Origin of the sequence: Corallococcus exercitus (assembly GCF_003611585.1) — a bacterium.
Lineage (GTDB): Bacteria > Myxococcota > Myxococcia > Myxococcales > Myxococcaceae > Corallococcus > Corallococcus exercitus.
Genome location: NZ_RAVW01000009.1, coordinates 25,554 through 46,044, shown reverse-complemented (window position 1 = coordinate 46,044; position 20,491 = coordinate 25,554). Strand labels below are relative to the sequence as shown.

General features: G+C 70.6%; 14 protein-coding genes and 1 pseudogene. 6 read left to right on the top strand and 9 right to left on the bottom strand.

The genetic code is table 11. From position 1 onward, the window contains the following. Nucleotides 1-11: 11 nt before the first annotated feature. From D7W79_RS02210 to D7W79_RS02190, 5 genes are read left to right on the top strand one after another with little or no spacing between them, the layout of a single operon-like run. Complete coding sequence (locus D7W79_RS02210; protein ID WP_120523664.1) at nt 12-422, top strand: GPW/gp25 family protein; 411 nt, start codon at nt 12-14, stop codon at nt 420-422. After that, on the top strand, nt 415-1,608 hold the full coding sequence (locus tag D7W79_RS02205; protein ID WP_120523663.1) for a baseplate J/gp47 family protein: 1,194 nt from the start codon (nt 415-417) through the stop codon (nt 1,606-1,608). The genes D7W79_RS02210 and D7W79_RS02205 overlap by 8 nt, the downstream gene beginning before the upstream one ends. Continuing rightward, nucleotides 1,605-4,496 carry a baseplate J/gp47 family protein gene (locus tag D7W79_RS02200; protein ID WP_120523662.1) on the top strand — a complete coding sequence of 964 codons (2,892 nt, stop codon included), beginning with the start codon at nt 1,605-1,607 and terminating at the stop codon, nt 4,494-4,496. The genes D7W79_RS02205 and D7W79_RS02200 overlap by 4 nt, the downstream gene beginning before the upstream one ends. Then, a complete protein-coding gene (locus D7W79_RS02195) occupies nt 4,493-6,100 on the top strand; it encodes a phage tail protein (RefSeq protein ID WP_120523661.1) in 1,608 nt (535 codons plus the stop codon). Before D7W79_RS02200 ends, D7W79_RS02195 begins: the two co-directional genes overlap by 4 nt. Before the next feature lie 32 nt (nt 6,101-6,132). Then, entirely contained in the window at nt 6,133-7,998 is a 1,866-nt protein-coding gene (locus D7W79_RS02190; protein ID WP_120523660.1) for a DUF6519 domain-containing protein, read from the top strand. A gap of 9 nt (nt 7,999-8,007) precedes the next feature. On the opposite strand, the gene D7W79_RS02185 is transcribed toward D7W79_RS02190, so the two are convergent. Then, entirely contained in the window at nt 8,008-9,036 is a 1,029-nt protein-coding gene (locus tag D7W79_RS02185; RefSeq protein WP_147441769.1) for a DNA primase, read from the bottom strand. A gap of 183 nt (nt 9,037-9,219) precedes the next feature. Continuing rightward, nucleotides 9,220-9,965: pseudogene (locus D7W79_RS44720) on the bottom strand (IS5 family transposase). Between the two features lie 345 nt (nt 9,966-10,310). Between D7W79_RS44720 and D7W79_RS02170 the strand changes: the two are divergent. Continuing rightward, nucleotides 10,311-11,000, top strand: a complete 690-nt coding sequence (locus D7W79_RS02170; RefSeq protein WP_120523656.1) for a response regulator transcription factor — start codon at nt 10,311-10,313, stop codon at nt 10,998-11,000. Nucleotides 11,001-11,025: 25 nt separating this feature from the next. Here D7W79_RS02170 and D7W79_RS02165 read toward each other — a convergent pair whose 3' ends face one another. The 7 genes from D7W79_RS02165 to D7W79_RS02135 form a co-directional block, all read right to left on the bottom strand. Next, complete coding sequence (locus tag D7W79_RS02165) at nt 11,026-11,688, bottom strand: dienelactone hydrolase family protein (RefSeq protein WP_120523655.1); 663 nt, start codon at nt 11,686-11,688, stop codon at nt 11,026-11,028. Nucleotides 11,689-11,983: 295 nt separating this feature from the next. Continuing rightward, a complete protein-coding gene (locus D7W79_RS02160) occupies nt 11,984-13,024 on the bottom strand; it encodes a methyltransferase (protein WP_120523654.1) in 1,041 nt (346 codons plus the stop codon). Continuing rightward, the gene (locus tag D7W79_RS02155; RefSeq protein WP_244221556.1) at nt 13,021-14,160 is read right to left on the bottom strand and encodes an aminotransferase class V-fold PLP-dependent enzyme; all 1,140 of its coding nucleotides are present in this window, start codon (nt 14,158-14,160) and stop codon (nt 13,021-13,023) included. The genes D7W79_RS02160 and D7W79_RS02155 overlap by 4 nt, the downstream gene beginning before the upstream one ends. 2 nt (nt 14,161-14,162) lie before the next feature. Next, nucleotides 14,163-15,668, bottom strand: coding sequence for a tryptophan 2,3-dioxygenase family protein (locus D7W79_RS02150; protein WP_244221555.1), 1,506 nt, complete (start codon nt 15,666-15,668; stop codon nt 14,163-14,165). Nucleotides 15,669-15,940: 272 nt separating this feature from the next. Beyond that, the gene (locus tag D7W79_RS02145) at nt 15,941-16,360 is read right to left on the bottom strand and encodes a response regulator (protein ID WP_120523651.1); all 420 of its coding nucleotides are present in this window, start codon (nt 16,358-16,360) and stop codon (nt 15,941-15,943) included. Next, nucleotides 16,353-19,319 (bottom strand): response regulator, encoded by a 2,967-nt coding sequence (locus D7W79_RS02140; RefSeq protein ID WP_120523650.1) that lies wholly within the window; start codon nt 19,317-19,319, stop codon nt 16,353-16,355. Before D7W79_RS02140 ends, D7W79_RS02145 begins: the two co-directional genes overlap by 8 nt. A 6-nt stretch (nt 19,320-19,325) precedes the next feature. Continuing rightward, nucleotides 19,326-20,489, bottom strand: coding sequence for an FIST signal transduction protein (locus D7W79_RS02135; RefSeq protein WP_120523649.1), 1,164 nt, complete (start codon nt 20,487-20,489; stop codon nt 19,326-19,328). Nucleotides 20,490-20,491: the final 2 nt, after the last annotated feature.

Here is a 20,491-nt window from a genome sequence, read left to right as displayed (position 1 = left end):
AGGGACGAGGGATGAGCGAGCCATTCGATCAGCGTCAGCGCCTGGGAGATCCACCGTGCCTGGCCTTCCCGTTCCGCGTGGAGGCGCAGGGGCCGGCCATCAGCCGGCGCGGCCAGCACGTGCGGGAGCAGATCGAGCAGGTCCTCTTCACCACGCCCGGGGAGCGGGTGTTCCGCCCGGACTTCGGGGGGGGGGCGAAGATGCTGGTGTTCGAACCCAACGGCACGCCGCTGTGGGAGGTGACGCGGCGGCGCATGCAGGCGGCGCTGGCGGACGCGCTGCGCGGAGAGGTGGACCCGGGCAGCCTGGAGCTGGAGGTGACGGGCGAGGACGAGAAGCTCCAGCTCGTCGTGCGCTACCGCCTCACCACGCTGGGTGTTCCCCAGCAGCAGCTCTTCGCGGTGGGAGGCGTCGGTGGCTGACACTCCCGTCCCTGAAATCCTCTTCGAGCCCGGGCTGCCGGGGTGTGGCCGCCGCGTGGTGCGGGGACTGCCCCGGCCGCTCCCCGACGTGGGCAACGACTTCGACTGGCAGGTGCGCGACTTCGACGGCTTCCGCCGCTTCATGCTGGAGGAGCTGGCGGCGCGCTTCCCGGAGCGCCAGCGCTGGACGGCGGCGGACATCGAGGTCGTCCTGGTGGAGGTGCTGTCCGCGGTGCTCGACCAGCTGTCGGACATGGCGGACCGGGTCGCCGCCGAGTCCTTCCTGGAGACCGCCCGGCGGCCGGAGTCCGTGCGGCGGCTGTTGCGGCTCATCGGCTACGACGCGGAGCGCATGGCCTTCGCCGCGGGAGACATCCGCACCAACCCGGCGGCGGATGGGGAGGGGGCGAGGGCGGAGCTGGAGCAGGCCTGGGCGGCGAACCCCTTCCTGATGGAGGGCGCGCGGCGCGCGGGGCCTCGCGAGCTGCACGTCCAGCGGCGCATGGTGACGGTGGAGGACTACGGCGGGATGCTGGAGGAGCACCCGCTGGTCCGCCACGCGCAGGCCTCGCTGGAGTGGGGCGGCGCGTGGACCGTCGTGCGGGTGGCCATCATCGGGGGGAATGACCGGGTGCTGGATGCCGTGGAGGGCACGAGCGCGGCGGCCACCACGCCCGCGGACCTGCGCAAGCGCGTGGAGCGCTTCCACATCGAGCGGGGGCTGGATGCGCCGCACTGGCCGGACACCACCCTGCGCACGTTGCTGGGTGGCTACGTGGAGACGTACCGGATGATTGGCCAGGAGGTGCAGCTCCAGGACGCGGTGCCGGTGGGCATCCAGCTGGCGTTCACCCTCCAGGTGGGGCCGGACTACTTCCAGTCCGAGGTCCGCTCCGCGGTGGAGCAGGCCCTCGGGCGCGGCCCGGGAGGGTTCTTCGAGCCGGGCCGGCTGCGCTTCGGCGAGGACGTCAACGCCAGCGACCTCATCCAGACGCTCACCGCGCTGGAGGGCGTGGAGACGGTGCAGTTGGATCAGCTCAAGCGTTTCGGCGCGCGCTACCTGGACCAGATCGCCACCGGCCGCATCCTGCTCAAGGGCATCGAGCTGGCCACGTGTGACAACGACCCGGCCCATCCGGAGCGGGGCTCGTACACGTTGAACCTGCGGGGCGGGAGGCGAGGGTGAGCAAGTCATCGGACATCACCCGGTGGAACCGGGCGGGGTTGCGGCGCATCCGCTACGTGGACGCCAACGCGGCCACGCTGCTCGAGGAGCTCCGCGCGCGATTGGACGAGCGCTTCAACCGGCCGGAGGCGTCCGTCCGCTGGCCCGGGATGCAGGCGCCGGTTTCGGAGAGCGATTCCGAGCGGCAGGCGCGGCTGCTGGCCCAGTACGAGGCCCCGCGTGCCTCCGTGCCGGATTGGGGTTGGGAGATCGCCCGCGCCCTGGCGCGTGCGACGCACGTCCTCACCGAGCACGTGGATGCCTATGCCAATGAGGGCTACCTGGGGACGGCGACCCAGTGGGAGAGCCTGCGCCGGCTGGTGGAGATGATCGACTACCACCCGTCGCCTCCCGCGTCGGCCTTCACGCCGCTGGTGGTGCACGCGAAGGCGGGGACGCGGGGACGGCTGGGGCGCGGCTTCGCGGTGCGGCACTCGCCGCCGGACGGGGGCGCGCCCGTCACGTTCGAGTCGCTCGACGACCTGGACGTGGACGCGCAGCTCAACCTGCTCCGGCCCGCGGGGCATGGGGTGAGTCCGGACGCGCTGGGACACTCCACGAAAAAGCTGGTGTTGGAGGGGAGCCTCTCCGGCATCAACGCGGGGGAGCCCGTCGTCCTCGAGAGCGAGGTGGATGGGCGGTGCGTGGCCTTCGTGGTGGACAGCGTCCTCCAGGAGGAGGGGACCACGACCCTGCGGGTGACCCCCACGCTGCCGAGCAACGTCTTCACCCTGGGGCGCACGCGCGTGCATGTCCGCCCCAAGGAGCGGTTGCCGGTCCAGGGGCCGCTGCGGACGGGAGGCTCGGTGGGGCTGACGCTGCGGCTGGCGGTGGAGCCACGGGGCCTGCTCGCGGGGGACATCGTCACCGTGTCGGACGGACAGCGGCGCTACTACCGGCGCGTCACCGCCGTGGACGGGAAGAAGGTGGGGTTGGACCGGAGCGTCGGCGAGCTGGCCCTGTCGCAGGCGGTACTGGCCCGGCCGGTGGTGGTGCCGGTGGCGCGGCAGATGGGGAAGCGGATCATCACCTCGAGCGAGCCGCCCACGGTGGAGTACTTCGTCCAGGTCCCCGGTGCCTGGCAGCGCTTGAACGGGGAGACGCTGGGAGACCCGCGCGCCTTCGAGGACCCGGTGCGGGAGTACGAGGTGCACGTGGTGTCCGCCGCCGAGGTCCCGGTGGAGACCTCCGAGGAGGCGAATCGAGGCTACACCCTGCTCAAGCTCACCCAGCGGCGCGGTGCGGGAGAGACGGAGGAGTCGCTCTCCAACCCCCAGTCCTTCCTGGCGCCGCCGCCCGCGTCCGCGGGGGGCTGGGAGGTGGACACCTTCCTGATGGCGGACGACTCGGCGTCGTTGCTGCCGGGGACCTTGTGGGCGGACAAGCCCAAGGGGCTCGCGGCGGGGGACTTCGCGGTGGTGGTGACGGGCGTGCAGGCCTCGTGGGGGCGCCTGGCCTCGGTGGCGAACAACGCCGAGCTGGGGCGCACGGAGCTCGTCCCCGTGGACGGCTGGCAGGGCCGGGGCGGGGGAGAGTTTCCCCGGGCGGAGACGCGCGTGTACGGCCGCTTCCAGGAGGTGGCGCGGCTGGTGGGTTGGGATGAGAACGCCACGCCGCTGTCCGGCACGCAGGTGCCGTTGGACGCGGTGCCACGGGGCCTGACGTTCGGCCGCGCCGTGGTGGTGCGGCAGGAGGGCGGCACGGCGCCGCCGCTGCTCACGCGCGTGCAGGGCACCGGCGAGGGCTTCGTCGCGCTGGTGGACCCGCTGCCTCCCGGCAGCACGGTGGACAACCTGGTCCTCCACGCGAACGTCGTCCTGGTGGGGCACGGAGAGCGCAAGCCCGAGGAGGTGCTGGGCAGCGGAGACGCCACCCAGACCGGGCAGGCGTTCGTGCTGCGGGAGCGCGGCCTTTCGTTCGTCGCGGACTCCACGCGCGCGTCGGGCGTGCGCGCGGACCTGGAGGTGAAGGTGGCGGGCCGCCGCTGGCAGGCGGTGGAGAGCCTGCGCGAGTCGGGCCCCACGGACCCGCACTACACGGTGCGCCTGGTTCGCGACGGAGAGCTGGCGGTCGTCTTCGGTGATGGGCGCAACGGCCGGCGACTGCCGACGGGCGCGAACAACGTGCGGGTGGGCTTCCGCGCGGGCTCGGGGCTGCGAGGCAACCTGCCCGCGGGCAGCCTCGCGAAGCCGAGCCGGCCTCATGCGCTGGTGGAGGCGGTGGAGCAGCCGCTGCCCGCCGCGGGGGGCAACGACATGGAGGACGTGGAGGCGCTGCGCCGGACCGCGCCCGCCACGGTGCTGACGCTGGAGCGCGCGGTGTCGACGGAGGACTTCGCCAGCCTCGCCATGGGCCACAGCAGCGTCTGGCAGGCGCGCGCGCTGCTCAAGCGCAACCCCGGCTCCCGCATGGAGCTGGTGGAGGTGGTGGTGGTGCCCGCGGACGGTGGAGAGCTGGGGCCCCTGAAGCAGTCCCTGGCGGACTTCCTGCGCGCCCACGCGCTGCCGGGCGTGGAGGTGTCGCTCTCCCGCTACCTCAACGAGCCGGTGACGCTCGACGTGGAGGTGGAGGTGGACACGCGGGCCTTCAACCCGGACGCGGTGGTGCAGGCGGTGCGGGCGGCGCTGCTGGACGCGCTGTCGCTGCGGCACCGGGGGCTGGGACAGGCGCTGTACCTCAGTGACGTCTACAAGGTGGTGGAGGCCGTGACGGGTGTGGAGAGTTCCATCTGTGTGATGGCCGGGGTGCCGGGACTGCAGCGCAAGGACGCGCCGTCCGGCGCGCACGTCGTCTACCTGGCGCCGGAGGGGCAGGACCTGTCCGTGCGCTTCAAGGAGTACTCACTGTGAGTTCGGGAAACGGGGGCACGGGGCTTGGCGCGCAGCTCTACGGGCTGCTGCCGGAGGTGTACCGCACGCGCGACAACGGCGACCTGCGCGACTACCTCGGGTCTTGCGGCGAGGTGCTGGACCTGGTCCGCGGGGTGATGGCCCAGCGGTTGGCGGATGCGTTCCCGGACCATCCGGACGCCCAGGGCTGGACGCTGCCGTACCTGGCGGAGCTCCTGGACGTGAAGCTGCTGTCGCCCGCGGAGCCGGAGCAGCGGCGTGAGCTGTCCCAGGCCGTGTCGCTGCGCCAGCGCAAGGGCACGCCCGGGTCGGTGGCGCAGGTCGCCCAGGACGTCGGCCAGTATGCGTGGGACACGGAGGACCCGCGCAACGAGCCCTCCGAACCTGTCTACCTGCAAGAGGGTTGGAGGCGGGTGGCGGTGACGCCGCGCGTGGGACAGCCGTTGCTACCTCCGGAGTCGCTCGGGGCCCTGCCGCTTCCGGCGGGGGCGCCAGCGCGACGGCACCCGGCGCTGCCCGCGGCGACGGTGGACCTTCGGTACCGGTCCCGCAAGGTGGCGCTGCCGCCGCGTGGGGATGGTTCGTCGCGGCCGCCGTTGCAGGAGAACGTGCACGGCATCCCCGCGGCGCCCGGCCACTTCGACGACGTCTCGCGACGGACACCGGACCTGCGCCGGCCCTCCGCGCGGCAGGGACAGGTCCACCCCAAGCGTGTCGCGGTCTTCACGCTGCCCAGGGTGGGGTTCTTCCCACCGGGCTGGGAGTTCGGAGACACGCGTCCGCTGCCAGTGCCCCCGGAGTCGTCGCGCGTGCTGCCCCGACGCCGTCTGGGGCCCCTGCCGCCCGAGCCGGAGTCGGGCGACTACGTCCTCGAGAACCTCGTCCTTGATGGAGAGAACGTCATTGTCGGCAATCGGCCGCTGGTGATGCGCAACTGCGTCATCCAGGGCAGCGTGTACATCGACGCCTTCGATACCGCGCACGTCATCGAAGACTCCATCGTCACGGGGATTGTGACGAAGAACCTGGGGAACGAGCTCGTCGTCCGCCGCTCCGCCCTCGGCCACCTCCAGCTGGAGGCGGGCCTGGTAGACGTGGTTGGCGCGACGGTGGAGGACAGCCTCCTGGGGTCACTCGAGAGCACGGCGTTGATTGCGTTGCTGAGCGTGACGGTGCTCGGCTCGATGGACGTGGCGCGATGCTTCGCCAACGACTCGCTCTTCGCGGGCTCCGTCACTCCCCACCCTGGGGTGGGCAACTGCTTCCGCTACTGCCGGCTGCCAGAGGCCGCGCTGGGGGCGTATACCGTGGCGGGGCAGCCCGCGGAGGCGTACGCGTGTACGAGCGAGGTGCCCCGCTTCCGCGCCACCGCCTTCGGAGCACCCGGCGCTGGCGTGCTCTCGAGCGACAGCGGCGCGAGGCTGCTCGATGGCGCGGAGGATGGAGGGGAGCTGGGGGCCTACCGCCACCGTCGCTATGCATTGCGCGACGAGGCGGTGCTCGCCCGGCTCCGTGAATCCCTGCCCGCGGGCATGAGCGCCATCCTGGTTCCCGATGAACGGCTCGGACTGGCCCTGCCCGTCGTCACGCCTCCTTCCACCTGATTCCCGCTTCGACTCCAGCGGAGTTCCTCAACATGAAGACCCAGATTTCACGCGACTCCCACGACTCTTCCAAGCGCTACTCCGGCGTCTACCAGCAGCAGGGGCGGATGCTCACCGACGCGGACTGGAACGAGTTGGTGTCCATCATCAACGACCGCGTCAACAGCGCGCTGCGCGACGTGGTGGGCAGCGGCGGCCCTGCCACCGGCAAGCTGCTCATCTCCAACACGCTGCAGATAACGCCCGGCAGCGTCTACGCGGACGGGCTGATGGCCACGCTGCCCGGCACGACGCCCTTCTCCTACGCCACCCAGCCGGACTTCCCGTTGGCGCCGGGGACACCCGCGGTGGGGGAGAGCCTCTACGCGGACGTCTGGGAGCGGCCGGTGCTGTTCCTGGAGGACCCGAACCTCCAGGACTCGGGGCTGCACGGCGCGGACACGTGCACCCGCACGCAGGTGATGCTTCAGATCAAGCGCTGCCCCGCGGGCCAGCAGCCCACGGACCCGCTCGTCAACCCGGGGCGGGGCAACGCGCCGCTCACCTTGTCCCAGCGCGTGGGGGGCACGGGGCCCGCCGCCCAGTTCACGGGCAACTACCTCTTCCGGCTGGAGGTGCATGACGTGAAGGGCTCGCCCACGGCCCCCAGCGAGCTCACGTTGAAGTGGTCGAGCGAGAACGCGGCCGAGGCCTACGCGAACGGGCCTGGCGTGCCCCAGGACTACCAGGGCAACGACTGGCTCTACGAGTTCTACAACGCCGCGACGGAGCGTCACCTGGGCGTGCACCTGGGCACGCTGCAGGCGGGGTTCCCCTCGCGCGGCCTGTTGAAGGAGGGCTACCCGGTCTCCGTGCCCGACGCGGCCACGTACCCGTTCGTGCGCAGGTGGGACGGCTGGTGCACGCTGACGCGCAACACCACGACGGGAGTCTGGACCTTCGTCAGCGGCGGGAGGGATCGCGGCGCGCCGCTGTCCACGGCCCATGCGCAGGGCGTGCATGGCCATGTGCGCATCGAAAGCGGCGTGCTGCACCTGGAGCTCCAGGACCTGGCGTTCGCGCTCAACCTGTCGGGAGGGGGCACCACCAGCCGTACCTTCGTCGCCGGGGACTACTGGCTGGCGCCCGTGCGCGAACAGGATGCCGCGGGGGACCAGATCCTGAGCGGCGCGCAGCCCGTGGGGCTCCTGCATCGCTACGTGAAGCTGGGCGTCATCGCGTCGGGCTCCTTCACGCCGGAGCGGACGCAGGGGTTCCCATCGTTGACACGGCTGATGTCGCCGTCCGTGGGGGACTCGGGGGCGAAATACGTCGGCACGGAGCCGCACGCGGACGTGTCGGGTAACACGGTGCAGTCACAGCTTGGCTCGCTCATCCCCCTGTTGAACAAGGCGAACTCTCAGTCGAATGGTTCGGGCCTGATTGGCAGCGCGGCCGTTACCGGATCGCCGAGGAACCTGACGGCGGGCACGGTCTGGAGCCAGCTTGCCCAGCTCGTCAACCACCTCAACACCCACGTGGCGCCGGGCTCCACGGACCACGACGCGCGCTACTACCCGCGAACGGCAGCGGACGCGGCATTCGCTTCCACGAGCCACCTCCACGATGCGCGGTACCCCTCGATTCTCTACCAGTGGACGTTCACGCTGGACGGCAACGGCGATCCGTGGACGCATGTGCTGCCCCTCTTCACCCGGCCGCCGCTCATCGCAATGGGACTGAAGCTGGTGGTCCCTCAGGGAGACGAGGATGACATCTACTACTCCTACAGCGGGCCGACCCACTCGAAAATCGAGGTGTCGCTCTGGCCCTCGGGGAGCAGCTCCAGTCAGCTGGAGGTGATAAACCACTCCGGCGGCACCGTCGGCGTGGAGCTCCGCCTGTACGACGTGCGGTAGGTCCCAGGGTCATCCCTGGGGGCGCAGCAACGACTCCAGCTCCGGGCATGAGAGCCCGGAGTGCGAGGCCAGGGCCTCCAGGAGGGCCGTGCGCGCCGGGCCCTCCTGCAGCCGGAGGAAGATGTGGGTGAGCTCGTCGATGGCCTTCTTCCGCTCGGAGGCGGAGGCGCCGCGCCCCTGGGGCAGGACGGTGGCGAGGAGGTAGTCGGTGAGGGGGCGCGCCTCGGAGAGCAGGCGCCGCATGGCCCCGGCTCCGGCGCGGAGGATGAACTCGTCCGGGTCCTCCTTGCTGGGGAGCTGCACCACGCGAGTCCTCGGGACATAGAGCAGCAACAGGTCGCTGTTCTGCTGGATGCCTCGCCAGCCTCCGAGGTCTGGATCCAACATGACCACCAGCTCGCGGGCCCCCGCGGCGAGCAGCAGGTCGAGCTGGTTCGTGCTCAGGGCTGCGGAGATGAGGCCGACGCTGTGGGGAAAGCCGGCCTGATGCAACTGCATGCAGTCGAAGCCTCCCTCGACGACGATGGCGGAGCCCTCGCCGCGGATGGCGTCGCGGGCATGGGTCAGCCCGAAGAGCGTCGTGTCGCGGATGAAGATGGGGGAGGCCTGGGCCTCCACGTACTTGCGTCGCTGATGGGGAGGGAGGTCCCGGCCGATGAATGAGAGGGGTTGTCCTTCCGGGGAGCTGAACGGGAGCATGACGCGCCGCTTGAAGTAATCCGTGTGGCGCTCGCCGGCCTTCGGATGGCGCAACACGCCCGCCCGCTCACCCGCGCCGAGGAGTTCCGCGCGTGCGAGTGTCTCCGCCAGCGCCGTCCCCGAGTCAGAGGCGTAGCCGAGACTGAAGGACCGGGCAGTCTCCGGTGCGACGCCGCGCGAGGCGATGTAATCCCTCGCTTCCTGTCCCTCCTCCTCGTCCCAGAGACGCGATTGGAAATGGGTTGCAGCGAGGGTGATACACCGATGGAGTTCCTCGCGTTCCAATCGGGCCGCCTGCTGGAAGGCGTTCTCCTCTCCGCGCGCCTCGGTCTTGCTCATGAATGACAGGATAGCGAAGGAATGGCGCTCACGCCCTGTAACTCGCGCGAATGTGTGAAGGATTGCGTCACCCTGAACGAGGCGGAGGTCCACGTCCCCCGCGTGCTTCTGGAGTTCGTTCTCCACCTGCTCCCGTATCTGCTTGAGCCACTGGAGGGACAGCCCCCTAGGGGCTGTCCCTGATTACCGCAGCCAAAGAAGCATGGAAGCAACGTGCAGGACGGCGAGGTAGCAGGTCGCCGTCTTGTCGTAACGAGTGGCGGCGGCGCGAAAGCGCTTGAGGTCGTGGAAGAAGCACTCCACCCGGTAGCGCAGCCGGTAGAGGGCGCGGTCCAAAGGCGGCGGCTGCTTGCGGCTGGGGTGGGGATGAATGACGGCCTTCATCTCCAGCTTCTGGGCGTTGGTGCGAATGCGCTCGGCGTCGTAGCCCGTATCCGCGATGAACGCTTCGCCTTCGGCATGCACCAGAAGCTCCTCGGCCATCGTGGACTCATGCTGCTGGCCGGGCGTCAGCGCGAGGTGGAGCGGCTTACCGCCCGTCGTTGTGACGGCGTGAACTTTCGTTGAAAAACCTCCTCGAGAACGCCCCAGAGCATTGCTTCGGACCCCCCTTTTCCGCCCGAGGCGTCCTGATGCGCCCGGACGACGGAGGCGTCTGCCAGCGAGCCGAGCTCATCCACCGGAAGTCGCAGGGCCTTGAAGATGGCTTCCCAGCGCCCGACTTGCGCCCAGCGGTGGAAGCGGTTGTAGACGGTCTTCCAGTGGCCGAACCTCTCGGGCAGGTCCCGCCACTGCACCCCGGTCTTCACGCGCCAGATGACGGCGTTGAGGAAGTCGCGGTCCCCTCGCTTCGAGGGTGGGCCGCTCCGCGAGCCCAGCAGGGGCTTGATGCGGTTCCACTCGGCATCGCTCAGTTCATGTCGGCGCACAGCCAGCGTTGATCATGCCTGACGCTGGCTGGCAACCTCCTCGTGCCCCTCAAGGCCGGGTCCAACGCCGGTGTTTGAGCCACCAGGTTGATTTTCGGGCCGGGGATCAGGGACAGCCCCTAGTCCCCAGCAGGGGGGCCCACCGGGCAGGACCTCCATTGCCTCCTCATGAGGCCGCCCCCAACCGCACTCCCAGCCTCGCTGCTCAACGGCAATATGTCCGCTGAAGTCCTTCGGTTGCTTTGAGGTGCGGGGAGCGGTTCCAGGGCTTAGGGAAATGGCGTAGCGTCAAGCGGCCCTCCCAGGGGGTTGATGACAAGCGATGGGAAGACAAGGGTTACATCCATGGATTTGAACGCATCAGGGCGGGAGATTCGCGTGGCGCTGCTGGAGGATCAGCAGCTGTTCCGCGAGACCCTTGCGATCCTGCTCGAAGGGGCGGGGATGAAGGTCGTGGCCCGCTGCTCGGAGACGGGCACGTTCCTGTCCAACCTGCGTGCGGCCGCCCCCGACGTGGCCGTGGTGGACCTGCGGCTGGAGCATGTGGGCCGTGAGAGCGTGGAGGATGGCCTGAACGCGCTGAAGTACCTGCACGACTTCCATCCGCAGGTGCGCGCGCTGGTGCTGTCCGGCCACAAGGAGCCGGACGTGGTGGAGCGCTGCTTCCAAGCGGGGGCGGCGGGCTACCTGTGCAAGCTGAATGTGGGCTGTGACGACGTGGTGCGCGCCGTGGACCGCGTGGCCCGGGGCGAGCGGCTGCTGCCCGTGGACATGCTCCACGCCAATGCCATGCGCCTGGAGGACCTCCAGGTGCCGGCCTCCGCGCTGTCGCGGCTCACGCTGCGCGAGCGCGAGGTGCTGGGCTACGTGGCGGCGGGCGCGGACAACCTGAAGATCGCCGCGCACCTGGGCATCACCGAGCGCACGGTGAAGGCCCACCTCACGAGCATCTACCGCAAGCTGGGGCCGGAGAACCGCGCCCAGCTCGCGGTGCTGGCGTGCGAGCTGGGCGTGACGCGCCCCGTGCTGGCCTGAGGCCCGTGGGCCTCGGGCCCGGCCTTCACTGTGCCGCGACTTCCTCCGCGGCGTCCCGGGGAGCGCCCAGGTGCTGGAGGAACCACTCCCCGGCGAGCTCCGCCACCTGCTCCAGCTCCGAGTCCTCCTGGAAGTGGTGCGTGGCGCCCGGGATGATGTCCATGCGCTTGTCGGCGCGGAGCGCTTCGTAGGCCCGCCGGTTGATGTCCAGGCCCAGCGTGTCCGCGCCGCCCACCAGCAGCAGCGTGGGGGCCCGCACCTTGGGCAGCACCGCGCCCGCGAGGTCCGGACGGCCGCCGCGCGAGACGACGGCCTCCACCTGATCAGGTCGGAAGGCCGCGGCGGACAGCGCCGCGCCCGCGCCGGTGTGCGCGCCGAAGTAGCCCACGCGCAGGCCCTGGGTGGGGCCCTCGCGCTGGAGCCACCGGGCCGCGCCCGCCATGCGCATGCCCAAGAGGCCCACGTTGAAGCGCAGCTGCCGCGTGCGGCGCTCCTCCATCTCCTCGCTGGTCAGCAGATCCATGAGCAGGGTGCCCAGCCCCATCGCCTGGAACAGGCGCGAGGTCTGCGCGAGCCGTGGACTCTGGAGGCTGCTGTCGCTGCCGCGCGCCAGCACCACCACGCCCCGGGCGCCCGCGGGCACCGCCAGCCGTCCCCGGACGAGGACGGCGTCATCGACCGGCACCATCACCTCGCGCTCCAGATGCGTGCGCGCCGCCGGTCTGCCACCACGCCGCGCTTGCGACTCCCGCGCTTCTTCCCACCCGTGGTCCTGCCCTACCGCCTTCAACCCCGTTCGTGACCGGGGACCTGTCATACAGGCTCCTCCCGTCTGCGTTTGGCTGTTTACAGCGTCTGGCTGGAAGACAGTCTGCGCACGCTGCCTCCCCCTGTGACCTGTCGGAAGGTCCAGGGTGTCCAGCGTAGGACAGGGCCGTAGGCGACGGGGAGGACGCCCCGGGGAGGGGGCCCGGGGCAGGACTTCAGGGCTTCGTGGCCACCACGAGCTCGAAGGGACCGGGGAGCACCTTCGCGTGCGTGAAGCCGGAGGCGGTGAGCGCCTCCAGGTAGAACTCCACCTCGCGCAGCCGGCTCACGCACGTGTCCACGCCGATGAGGAAGTAGGACCAGAAGAACTGGGCCGCCAGCCGCTCCGGGGTGCGGAACTCCTCGCAGATGAGCACGCGTCCGCCGGAGGGCAGGGCGGTGAAGGCGGCCTGCATGAGCGACCGCGCCACCTCCGCGGGCCAGTCATGCAGCACGCGCACGAACGACAGCGCGTCGTAGCCCGTGGGCAGGGGCTCCTTCAGGAAGTCGCCGCCCACGAAGCCCATCCGCTGGTCGGACAGGCCCGCGCGCTCGCGCGTGCGCGCGACGAGTGCCTCGGTGGCGGGCAGGTTGTAGACGTCCACGGCGAGTGACGGGTGTTGGCGCAGCAGGTGCTCCGCGAGCGTGCCGTCCCCGCCGCCCACGTCCAGCAGCCGCGCCCCGGAGGGCCACAGCGCGCCCGCGTGCGTGCGGAACGTCTCCAGGATGGGGCCCAGGCCCGCGGCCATGCTGGCCTCGAAGCCCTCCACCTGCTCGGGCGTGCGCGGGGGCCAGTCGAACGACGTGGCGGACATGGAGTGCTGGCCGCGCAGCGTCTCCGGCAGCCGGCCGTGCAGGGCCTTCCAGTCGTACTTCTCGCGGTCGCGCTCCAGCGAGTTCGCGCCCAGCACGGCCTCCGCCGCCGCGCGCAGGCCGGGCACGCCGCGGTAGCGCGCCGCCTCCAGCGCGTCGCTGGTCTGCTCGCGCTGCACCAGCCCCAGGCTCTCCAGGCAGTCGAGGAACTTGTAGAGCCGCTTGGGCACCAGGCCATGCTTCGCGGACAGCTCGCCCAGCGTCACGGGCCCCGGCTCCAGCGCGTCCAGCAGGCCCAGGTTCAGGGCCGTCTCCACGACGTCCAGCGCGCGGGCGCCGTTGAACAGCAGGTGCAGCAGGGCGCGGGGCGAGGGCGCCTCGCGCGTGAAGGGCGCCATGCTCATGCGGCCTCCTTGCGCTGCTCTTCGATGAGGGCGTCCATGAAGGCGTCCACTTCCTCGGGCGTGTTGTAGAAGTGCGGGGCGGCGCGCAGGGAGCCCCGGTGGCTGCAGATGAAGCCGCGCGCCACCAGCCGCTGCGTCACCTGGGCGTCGCCCTGGAAGCGCAGCGCCACCACGCCGCCGCGCCGGTGCGGCTCGCGCGGCGTCACCACGTGCAGGCCTGCCTCGTCCGCGCGGGCCATCACCCGGTCCGTGAGCTTCAGCGAGTGCGCGCGCACCGCTTCCATGCCCACGCCCTTGAGCAGCTCCAGCCCCGGCCGCGACAGCAGCACCATCAGCGGCGCGGGCGTGCCGCCCATCATCCGCCGCGCGTCCGGCGCGTAGTCCGCCGTCTCCTTGAAGCCCAGCGGCGAGGCGCCCGCCAGCCACCCGGTGGCCGCGGGCCGGAGCGTGGGCAACAGGCCCGGGCGCACGTACATGAAGGCGGCTTCGGAGCCGCCCAGCCACTTGTGCGCGCCGCCCAGGAGGAAGTCCACGTCCAGCTGGCGCACGTCCACGGGGACGGCGCCCACGGTCTGGTACGCGTCCGTGGCGATGAGCGCCCCGGCCGCGTGCGCCGCCTTCGCGATGCGCGCGACGTCCAGCACCGCGCCGGTGGCGAAGGCGCCGTGTGAAACACAGACAATGCGCGTGCGCGCGTCGATGGCCGCCTCCAGCGCGGCTTCATCCACGCGGCCGTCCTTCGACGGGACGACGACCAGCTCCGCCCCGTAGCGCGCGAAGCCCTTCCAGATGAAGGGCACCGTGGGGAACTCCAGGTCGGTGACGATGACGCGGCGGCGCTCTCCGGTGAACTCCAGGCACGAGGCCAGGCGCGACAGGTGCGCGCTCAGGTTCGTGTCCAGCGCCACGGAGCCGGCGGGCGCGCCGATGAGGCCCGCCACGCCGTCCGCGTACGCCTGCATCTGGGACAGCCACGTGTCCCAGGTGTCATCGCGCCACGCGCGCATCGTGTTCCAGTACTGCGCCAGCACGCCCTCCGCCGCCCGGGGCAGCGCCCCGGTGGAGTTGCTGTTGAGGTACGTGCAGGTCTGGAGCAGCGGGTACTCCGCGCGCAGGGCTCCCGGGAGTGCCGCCATGGTCACGGCAGTCTCCGCAGCTCCTGGGCGTGGGCGTACGCCGACGCATGCGCGGCGTGCGAGTGCGCGTGCGGCCCGTGAGGCGTCGGAGCGTGAGCCACCGCCGCATGCGGTGCCGGAGCGTGCGGCTGAGCGTGAGCCACCGGAGCGTGCGGCCCGTGAGCCACCGGGGCATGAGGCGCCGGAGCGTGCGGAGCGTGGGCCGCCACGTGAGCCGGAGCCGGCTGGGCGTGAGCCGCCACCGCATGCGCCACGTGAGCGGGAGCAGGCTGCGCGTGGGGCACCGCCGCGTGCGTCACGGCGTGCGGAGCATGGGCCGCCACCGCGTGCGCCACGTGAGCGGGAGCAGGCTGCGCGTGGGGCACCGCCGCGTGCGTCACGGCGTGCGAAGCATGGGCCGCCACCGCGTGCGCCACGTGAGCGGGAGCAGGCTGCGCGTGAGCCGCCACGGCGTGCGCCGCGTGAGCGGGAGCAGGCTGCGCATGAGCCGCCACGGCATGCGCCGCGTGAGCAGGCATCGGCTGCGCGTGAGCCGCCGCGGCGTGCGCCGCCGACACGTGCTGCCCGTGCATCGCGGCCATCGGGCAGCCGCCGCCGGTGCGCGCTTCATGCGCCGGGGCCGCGTGCGCCGCCGAGGCGTGCGCGTAGGCCACGGGCGTGTGATGCACGTGCGCCTGGGCCATGGGCGCCTGGGCCACCGCGGCCTGCGCCTGGGCCACCGGCGCGTGCATCGCCGAGTCATTCATCGCGTTGATCGCGGCCATCGGGCAGCCGCCACCGGTGCGCGACTCACCCGGCGCGTAGCCACCCTCGCGCTTCCAGCCCGCGGTCAGCTCCACGCGCACGTCCCACAGCGCGCGGAACAGCGGCAGCGTCATCCGCGCCTGCAGCACCTGCGAAGGCAGCCCGTCCAGCGCCTTCACCGTGCGGTCGATGCCAATCGTCCGGCGCACCAGCTGGTAGTGCGCGTACAGCCATCCCTGGAACGTCTCATCCACCGTCACCAGCTGCTCGCAGACGTGCTGCAGGTCCTTCGGCCCCCCAGCCGAATAGACCTGGAACAGCGTCAGCCCGCGACGCGCCAGCATTCGCTCCATCGCGGACTCCAGCCCGTCCGCCGCGTGGCGGAGCGTGTTGTAGCCCGGCGACTCCTGCCCGCTGCCGTTGCCCAGGCTGCGGCGGATGACCTGGTACTCCGCCGGCGTCATCGTCTCCAGGATCGCCATCTCGGAGCTGATGCCCGCGAGGATCTTCTGCACCCGCGCCAGCCGGGCCACCACCGCCCACAGCGCGTCGCGGTCCATCTCCGCCACCACCTCCACCATCTCCCGCGACGCCAGCTTCAGGTACAGCTCCTGCGACTGGTGGACGATCTGGAACATCAGCTCGTCGTGGGACACCAGCTCGCCCTCCGGCGACTGCAGCGCCAGCAGGGTGTCCGTGTGCAGGTAGCGCTCGTAGTCCAGCTCGCCCTTGCCCACCCACTTCTTCAACATGACGTTGAACATGGGTTGAGTCAGCTCATGCTTCAGCTTTTCCGCGTGGCTGTAATCGGTCGACGTATGCAAGGTGCCTCCGGGGGGACGCAGGCAGTTCGTGGTGGGTGAGGCGCGCCCCAGCAGGGAAGAACAGTGAGCGCGTAAATCTCTAGAAGCGACTACCTTACAGCCCTTTTGGTGAACTTCAAGTCATACCGGGCTTGCGGGTTATCGATTTTTGAGATTCCCATCCGTCCGGAGGGAGGGGTAGCCCGAGGGGTCGGGCGTACCCGGGGGGTGAGTCAGCTCTCAACCGGTGAGGAATTCCGGTTCTGCGACGCCGGCCGCGGCTTCAGGCGCATGGCGTGGAGCTTCTGGGCCAGGTCGGCGCCCTGGACACTCTTGGAGATGTATCCGTCCGCACCGGAAGCGATGGCCAGCGAGCGCAGCTTGGCCTCGTCGGAGGCGGAGTAGAGGATGAAGCGGGTGCCGGGGGGCGCGTACTGGCGGGCCAGCCCCACCACCTTGTCCCCCTTGAGGGCGGGGAAATTCACGTCGATGAGCACGAAGTCCGGCTCTGAGGCGCGCACGATGTTGGACACGCCCAGGGCGGACGTGTGGGTCTGCACATCGAACCCGTACGCGCTCAGCGAGCGCTGCACGAGGTCGAGCAGGTCCGGATCGTCGTCCACGACAAGGACGCGCGGTTTTGCTTCAGCCATGGCTTCTCCCTAGGTACTGACGAATCGTCTCGATGAGCTGATCGCGGTCCAGGGGCTTGGTCATGTAGGCCGTGCAACCGGCCGCCTGCGCCTTGTCCTGGTATTCGCGACCCGCGTGCGCCGTAACGGCGATGACGGGCACATTCTGCCCATCCGGCAACGCGCGGAGCCTGCGGGTGACTTCCCAGCCGTCGAGCCGCGGCAGGGACAGGTCCATGAGGATGAGGTCCGGCGCGTCGTTGCGGGCCCGCTCCAGCCCCTGCTCGCCGTCCTCCGCCTCGATGAGGTCATACAGCCCGCCCAGGTAGCGGCGGACGATGTCGCGGTTCTGCTCGCTGTCCTCCACGTACAGCACGCGAGGCAGCTTCCCCGCGCTGGCCGCCCGCTGGGACATGAGCAGCCCCTTGGCCTGCGCGATGACGTCCTCCAGCGCGTGGCCGCCCTTGCGCACGAAGCCGGCGAAGCCGTCGCGCAGGAGCGTCTCCTCCTCGTTGGAGAGCGTCTTGCCGGTGAGCACCACCACCGGCACGGACAGCTTCTCCGCGCGCAGCCGGCGCAGCACCTCGAAGCCGTCCAGGTTCGGCATCATCAGGTCCAGCACCACCAGCGACGGCGGCGACACGCGCGCCTTGAGCAGCGCGTCCTCGCCGTTGCGCGCCTCGTTGGTGGAGAAGCCCGCGCGGCGCAGGTTGCGGCTGACCAGCTCGCGCGTGGCCGCGTCGTCGTCCACCACCAGCACGTCGCCCGTGGCGGCGGAAGCGCCCGCGGAGGCCAGGCTCTTCTGCACCACCTCCACCAGCCGCTCCGGCTCCACCGGCTTCACCAGGTACTCGCACGCGCCCAGGCTGAAGCCGCGCGCGCGCTGCTCCTCCACGGACACCAGGATGACCGGGATGGCCGCCAGCGCCGGGTCGCTCTTGAGCTGGCTCAAGACGGACCAGCCGTCCATGCGCGGCAGGTGGATGTCCAGGAGGATGGCCTGGGGCTTCACCTCGCGGGCCAGCTTCAACGCGGCGAGCCCGTCGTTCGCCGTCACCACCTTGAAGCCCGCGGGCTCCAATTGGCCGGTGACGAGCTGCTGGATGAGCACGTCGTCGTCCACCACCAGCACCGTGCTGCCCGGCCGCGCCATGGGCGCCAGCCGCTGGGCCACGTCGTGCACGGGCACCAGGCGCTCCGTGGCGTGCGGGCTGTCCGCGCCCACCGTCGTCGCCAGCACGTCCGGCAGCCGCACCGTGAAGGTGGAGCCGCGGCCCAGCGTGCTCTTCACGTCCACCGTGCCGCCCAGCACGCGGGTGAGCTCGCGCACGATGGCCAGGCCCAGCCCCGTGCCGCCCACCTTGCGCGTGGTGGTGCCGTCCACCTGGCGGAACTTCTCGAAGATGAAGGCGAGCTGATCCGCCGGGATGCCCACGCCGGTGTCCTCCACCGTCATGAGCAGCTCGCCCCCGCCCGCGGGCACCACCGTGAGCGCCACCTCGCCCGTGTCGGTGAACTTGGCCGCGTTGCTCAAGAGGTTGAGCATGATCTGCCGCAGCTTCAGCGCGTCGGTGCGGATCTCCTTCGCTTCGGGGTCCACGTTCACGGTCAGGGCCACGTCCTTGCCCTTGAGGTACTCCTTCACCGTGGCCATGCACTCGTCGGCCAGCTCCTCGACGTCCACCGGCTCGGTGACGACCTCCACGCGGCCCGCTTCAATCTTGGACAGGTCCAGGATGTCGTTGATGAGCGCCAGCAGCGTCTTGGCGTTCGTCTTCACCACGTTGAGGTCGCGCCGGCCGTGCGGCGTCAGGCGGCTGCCCTCCTCGCGCATCAAGAGGTCGCAGTAGCCGATGATGCCGTTGAGCGGCGTGCGGATCTCATGGCTGAAGTTCGCCAGGAACTCGCTCTTGAGGCGCACGGCCCCTTCCGCCTCGCGGGCGCGCTCTTCTTCATTGCGCTTGGCGACGGAGAGCTCCTGGGCCAGCCGGTCCAGGTCCTCGTTCTGCTGACGGATGATCTCCATCTGCAGCGCGCGCTGCTGGTAGCTCGCCAGGGAGCGGGCGGATACCGCGCGCGTCTTCTTGATCTCCTCCAGGCTGGCGGCCAGCTGCTTGTTGGCGGCCTCCAGCTCGTCGCGGGAGGCGCGCAGCGCCTCTTCGTTCTGCTTGCGGTCGGAGATGTCCTCCGTCACGCCCATCACGAAGCGCGCGACGCCCTGGTCGTCCAGGAGCGGAATCTTGCGCGTGGCGAAGATGCGGTCCACGCCGTCCGCGCGGGCCACCTCCTCGAACGTCTTCATGCGGCGCGTCTCGAGGATCTCCGTGTCGATGGCGATGAACGAGTCCGCCTGTTCCTTGGGGAAGTAGTCGTGGTCCAGCTTCCCCAGCAGCCACTCCTTGGTGACCTTGAAGGCGTCCGCGAACGTCTTGTTCACCACCACCAGCCGGCGCGTCTCCGCGTCCTTCACGAACAGCACGAAGGGCAGCGCGTCGATGATGTTGCTGAGCAGGTAGTTGGTGCGCTTGAGCTCCACGCCCGTCATCTGGTGCTGGGCGCGCTCGGCGTGCAGGCGCAGCTCGCGCGCCACCACGAAGGGCAGGTGGCCGTAGCGGTCCTCGGTGACGTAGTCGCGCGCGCCGGCGCGCATGACCGCGGACAGCGTGTCCGCGCTCCACGTGGGCCCGCTCACCACGAAGGCCGGCTCCCGGCCGCGCTTCACCCATGCCGCCTGGATGTCCTCCCAGGTCATGCCCGGGACTTCGGACCCCACCAGCACCAGGGCCCAGGGGCGCTCCAGCGCCTGCTCCAGGGCCTCCCGCGTGCTGACGGGCTCCAGCGTGAGCATGGAGAGGATGTCCTCCTTCTCCAGCGCGTCGCGCATGGCGCGCGTCTCACGCTCGCTGCCCACCAGGAGCAGGGACAGGGTGTAACCGAGGGGCGCTTCCGCGTGGGCCACGTCGAACGGGTGGTGGGCCATGGTCTTTTAGTTGGAACCGAACGCGAGCACGGTCAGCGTGGTGTTGATGTGGAACCCCGAGTAGATCTCGAACTGCACGTTCATCCCAGCCGCCGACGGTGCGAGCTTCATGGCCTCGGAGAGGCTCGGCACCGTACCCGTGGCGCCCGCGTACCACATGCGTCCGCTGCAGTGGAACAGGAGGGCCGCCTGGGGGTTCTGTACCCGCCTGGGCAGCTCCTCCCGGAAGAAGTCTCGCGTCATGCCCGCCAGGTCGCCAGCCTTCATCAGGTCCAGCTCGCTGCCCTCCTCCAGGAGGTTGGCGAACAGGATGGAGCCGTCCTCCAGGGGACGCCACGCGGCGCGGATGAAGTACTCGCGGCCCACCTTCAGCGCGGTGGGGCGCGACGCGAAGCCACCCGGCCGGCCGAACTCCAGGTCCGCGATGTTCTCCACGCCCAGGATGTCCGCGTAGCGCCGGGCGGCGGGCTTGCCGTCGATCTCCAGGGCGCGCGTGTGCGTCTCATCCACCTTGGTGATGGTGAGCCGCTCGCCGGTGGGCACGTACCAGTGCGAGCGCAGCGCGGCCCAGGGGGCGTTCGTCTTGAACAGCGCCACCAGCACGCCGTCGCCGGCCACTTCGCCATCCACGTGGATGAGCGCGGACTGGCGCGCGGGGTCCGTCTCTGAATCGCTGGCGCCGCCGCCCACGAGCACCAGGGTCTGGTTCTTCTCCAGGATGCCCAGCAGCAGCTCTTCCTTCTTGTAACGGAAGCCGTCGTCAATCACGAGGCCCACGTACCGGCGCGCGTCCAGGTCCTGCTGGCGCACGCCCAGCTCCTCGCACGCGCGCTTGATGGCCATGGCGCCCGCGGCGATGGCGTCCCCGGTGAGGCCGCTGCCCAGGCCCAGGCCCACCTCGAAGTCACCGGAGAGCGCGCCCAGCACCACGCTGTTCTCGTGGATGCCGTTGTTGTCCAGCTCGCCGGCGGTGGTGGCGCCCACCAGCCGGGTGTCCTTGGGCAGCCGCTCACGCACCGCGCGGTTGAGCGCGCGCTGGTCCCGCTGACGGGACGCGAACAGCGTCACCAGCTTCGGCGGGGGGCCGTGTAACTGGCGCAGGAGGTCCTCGGCGACGGCGACCGGATCCGTGAGGGTGGAACGAGCCGTCTGCATCTTCACGTGCGCCATGA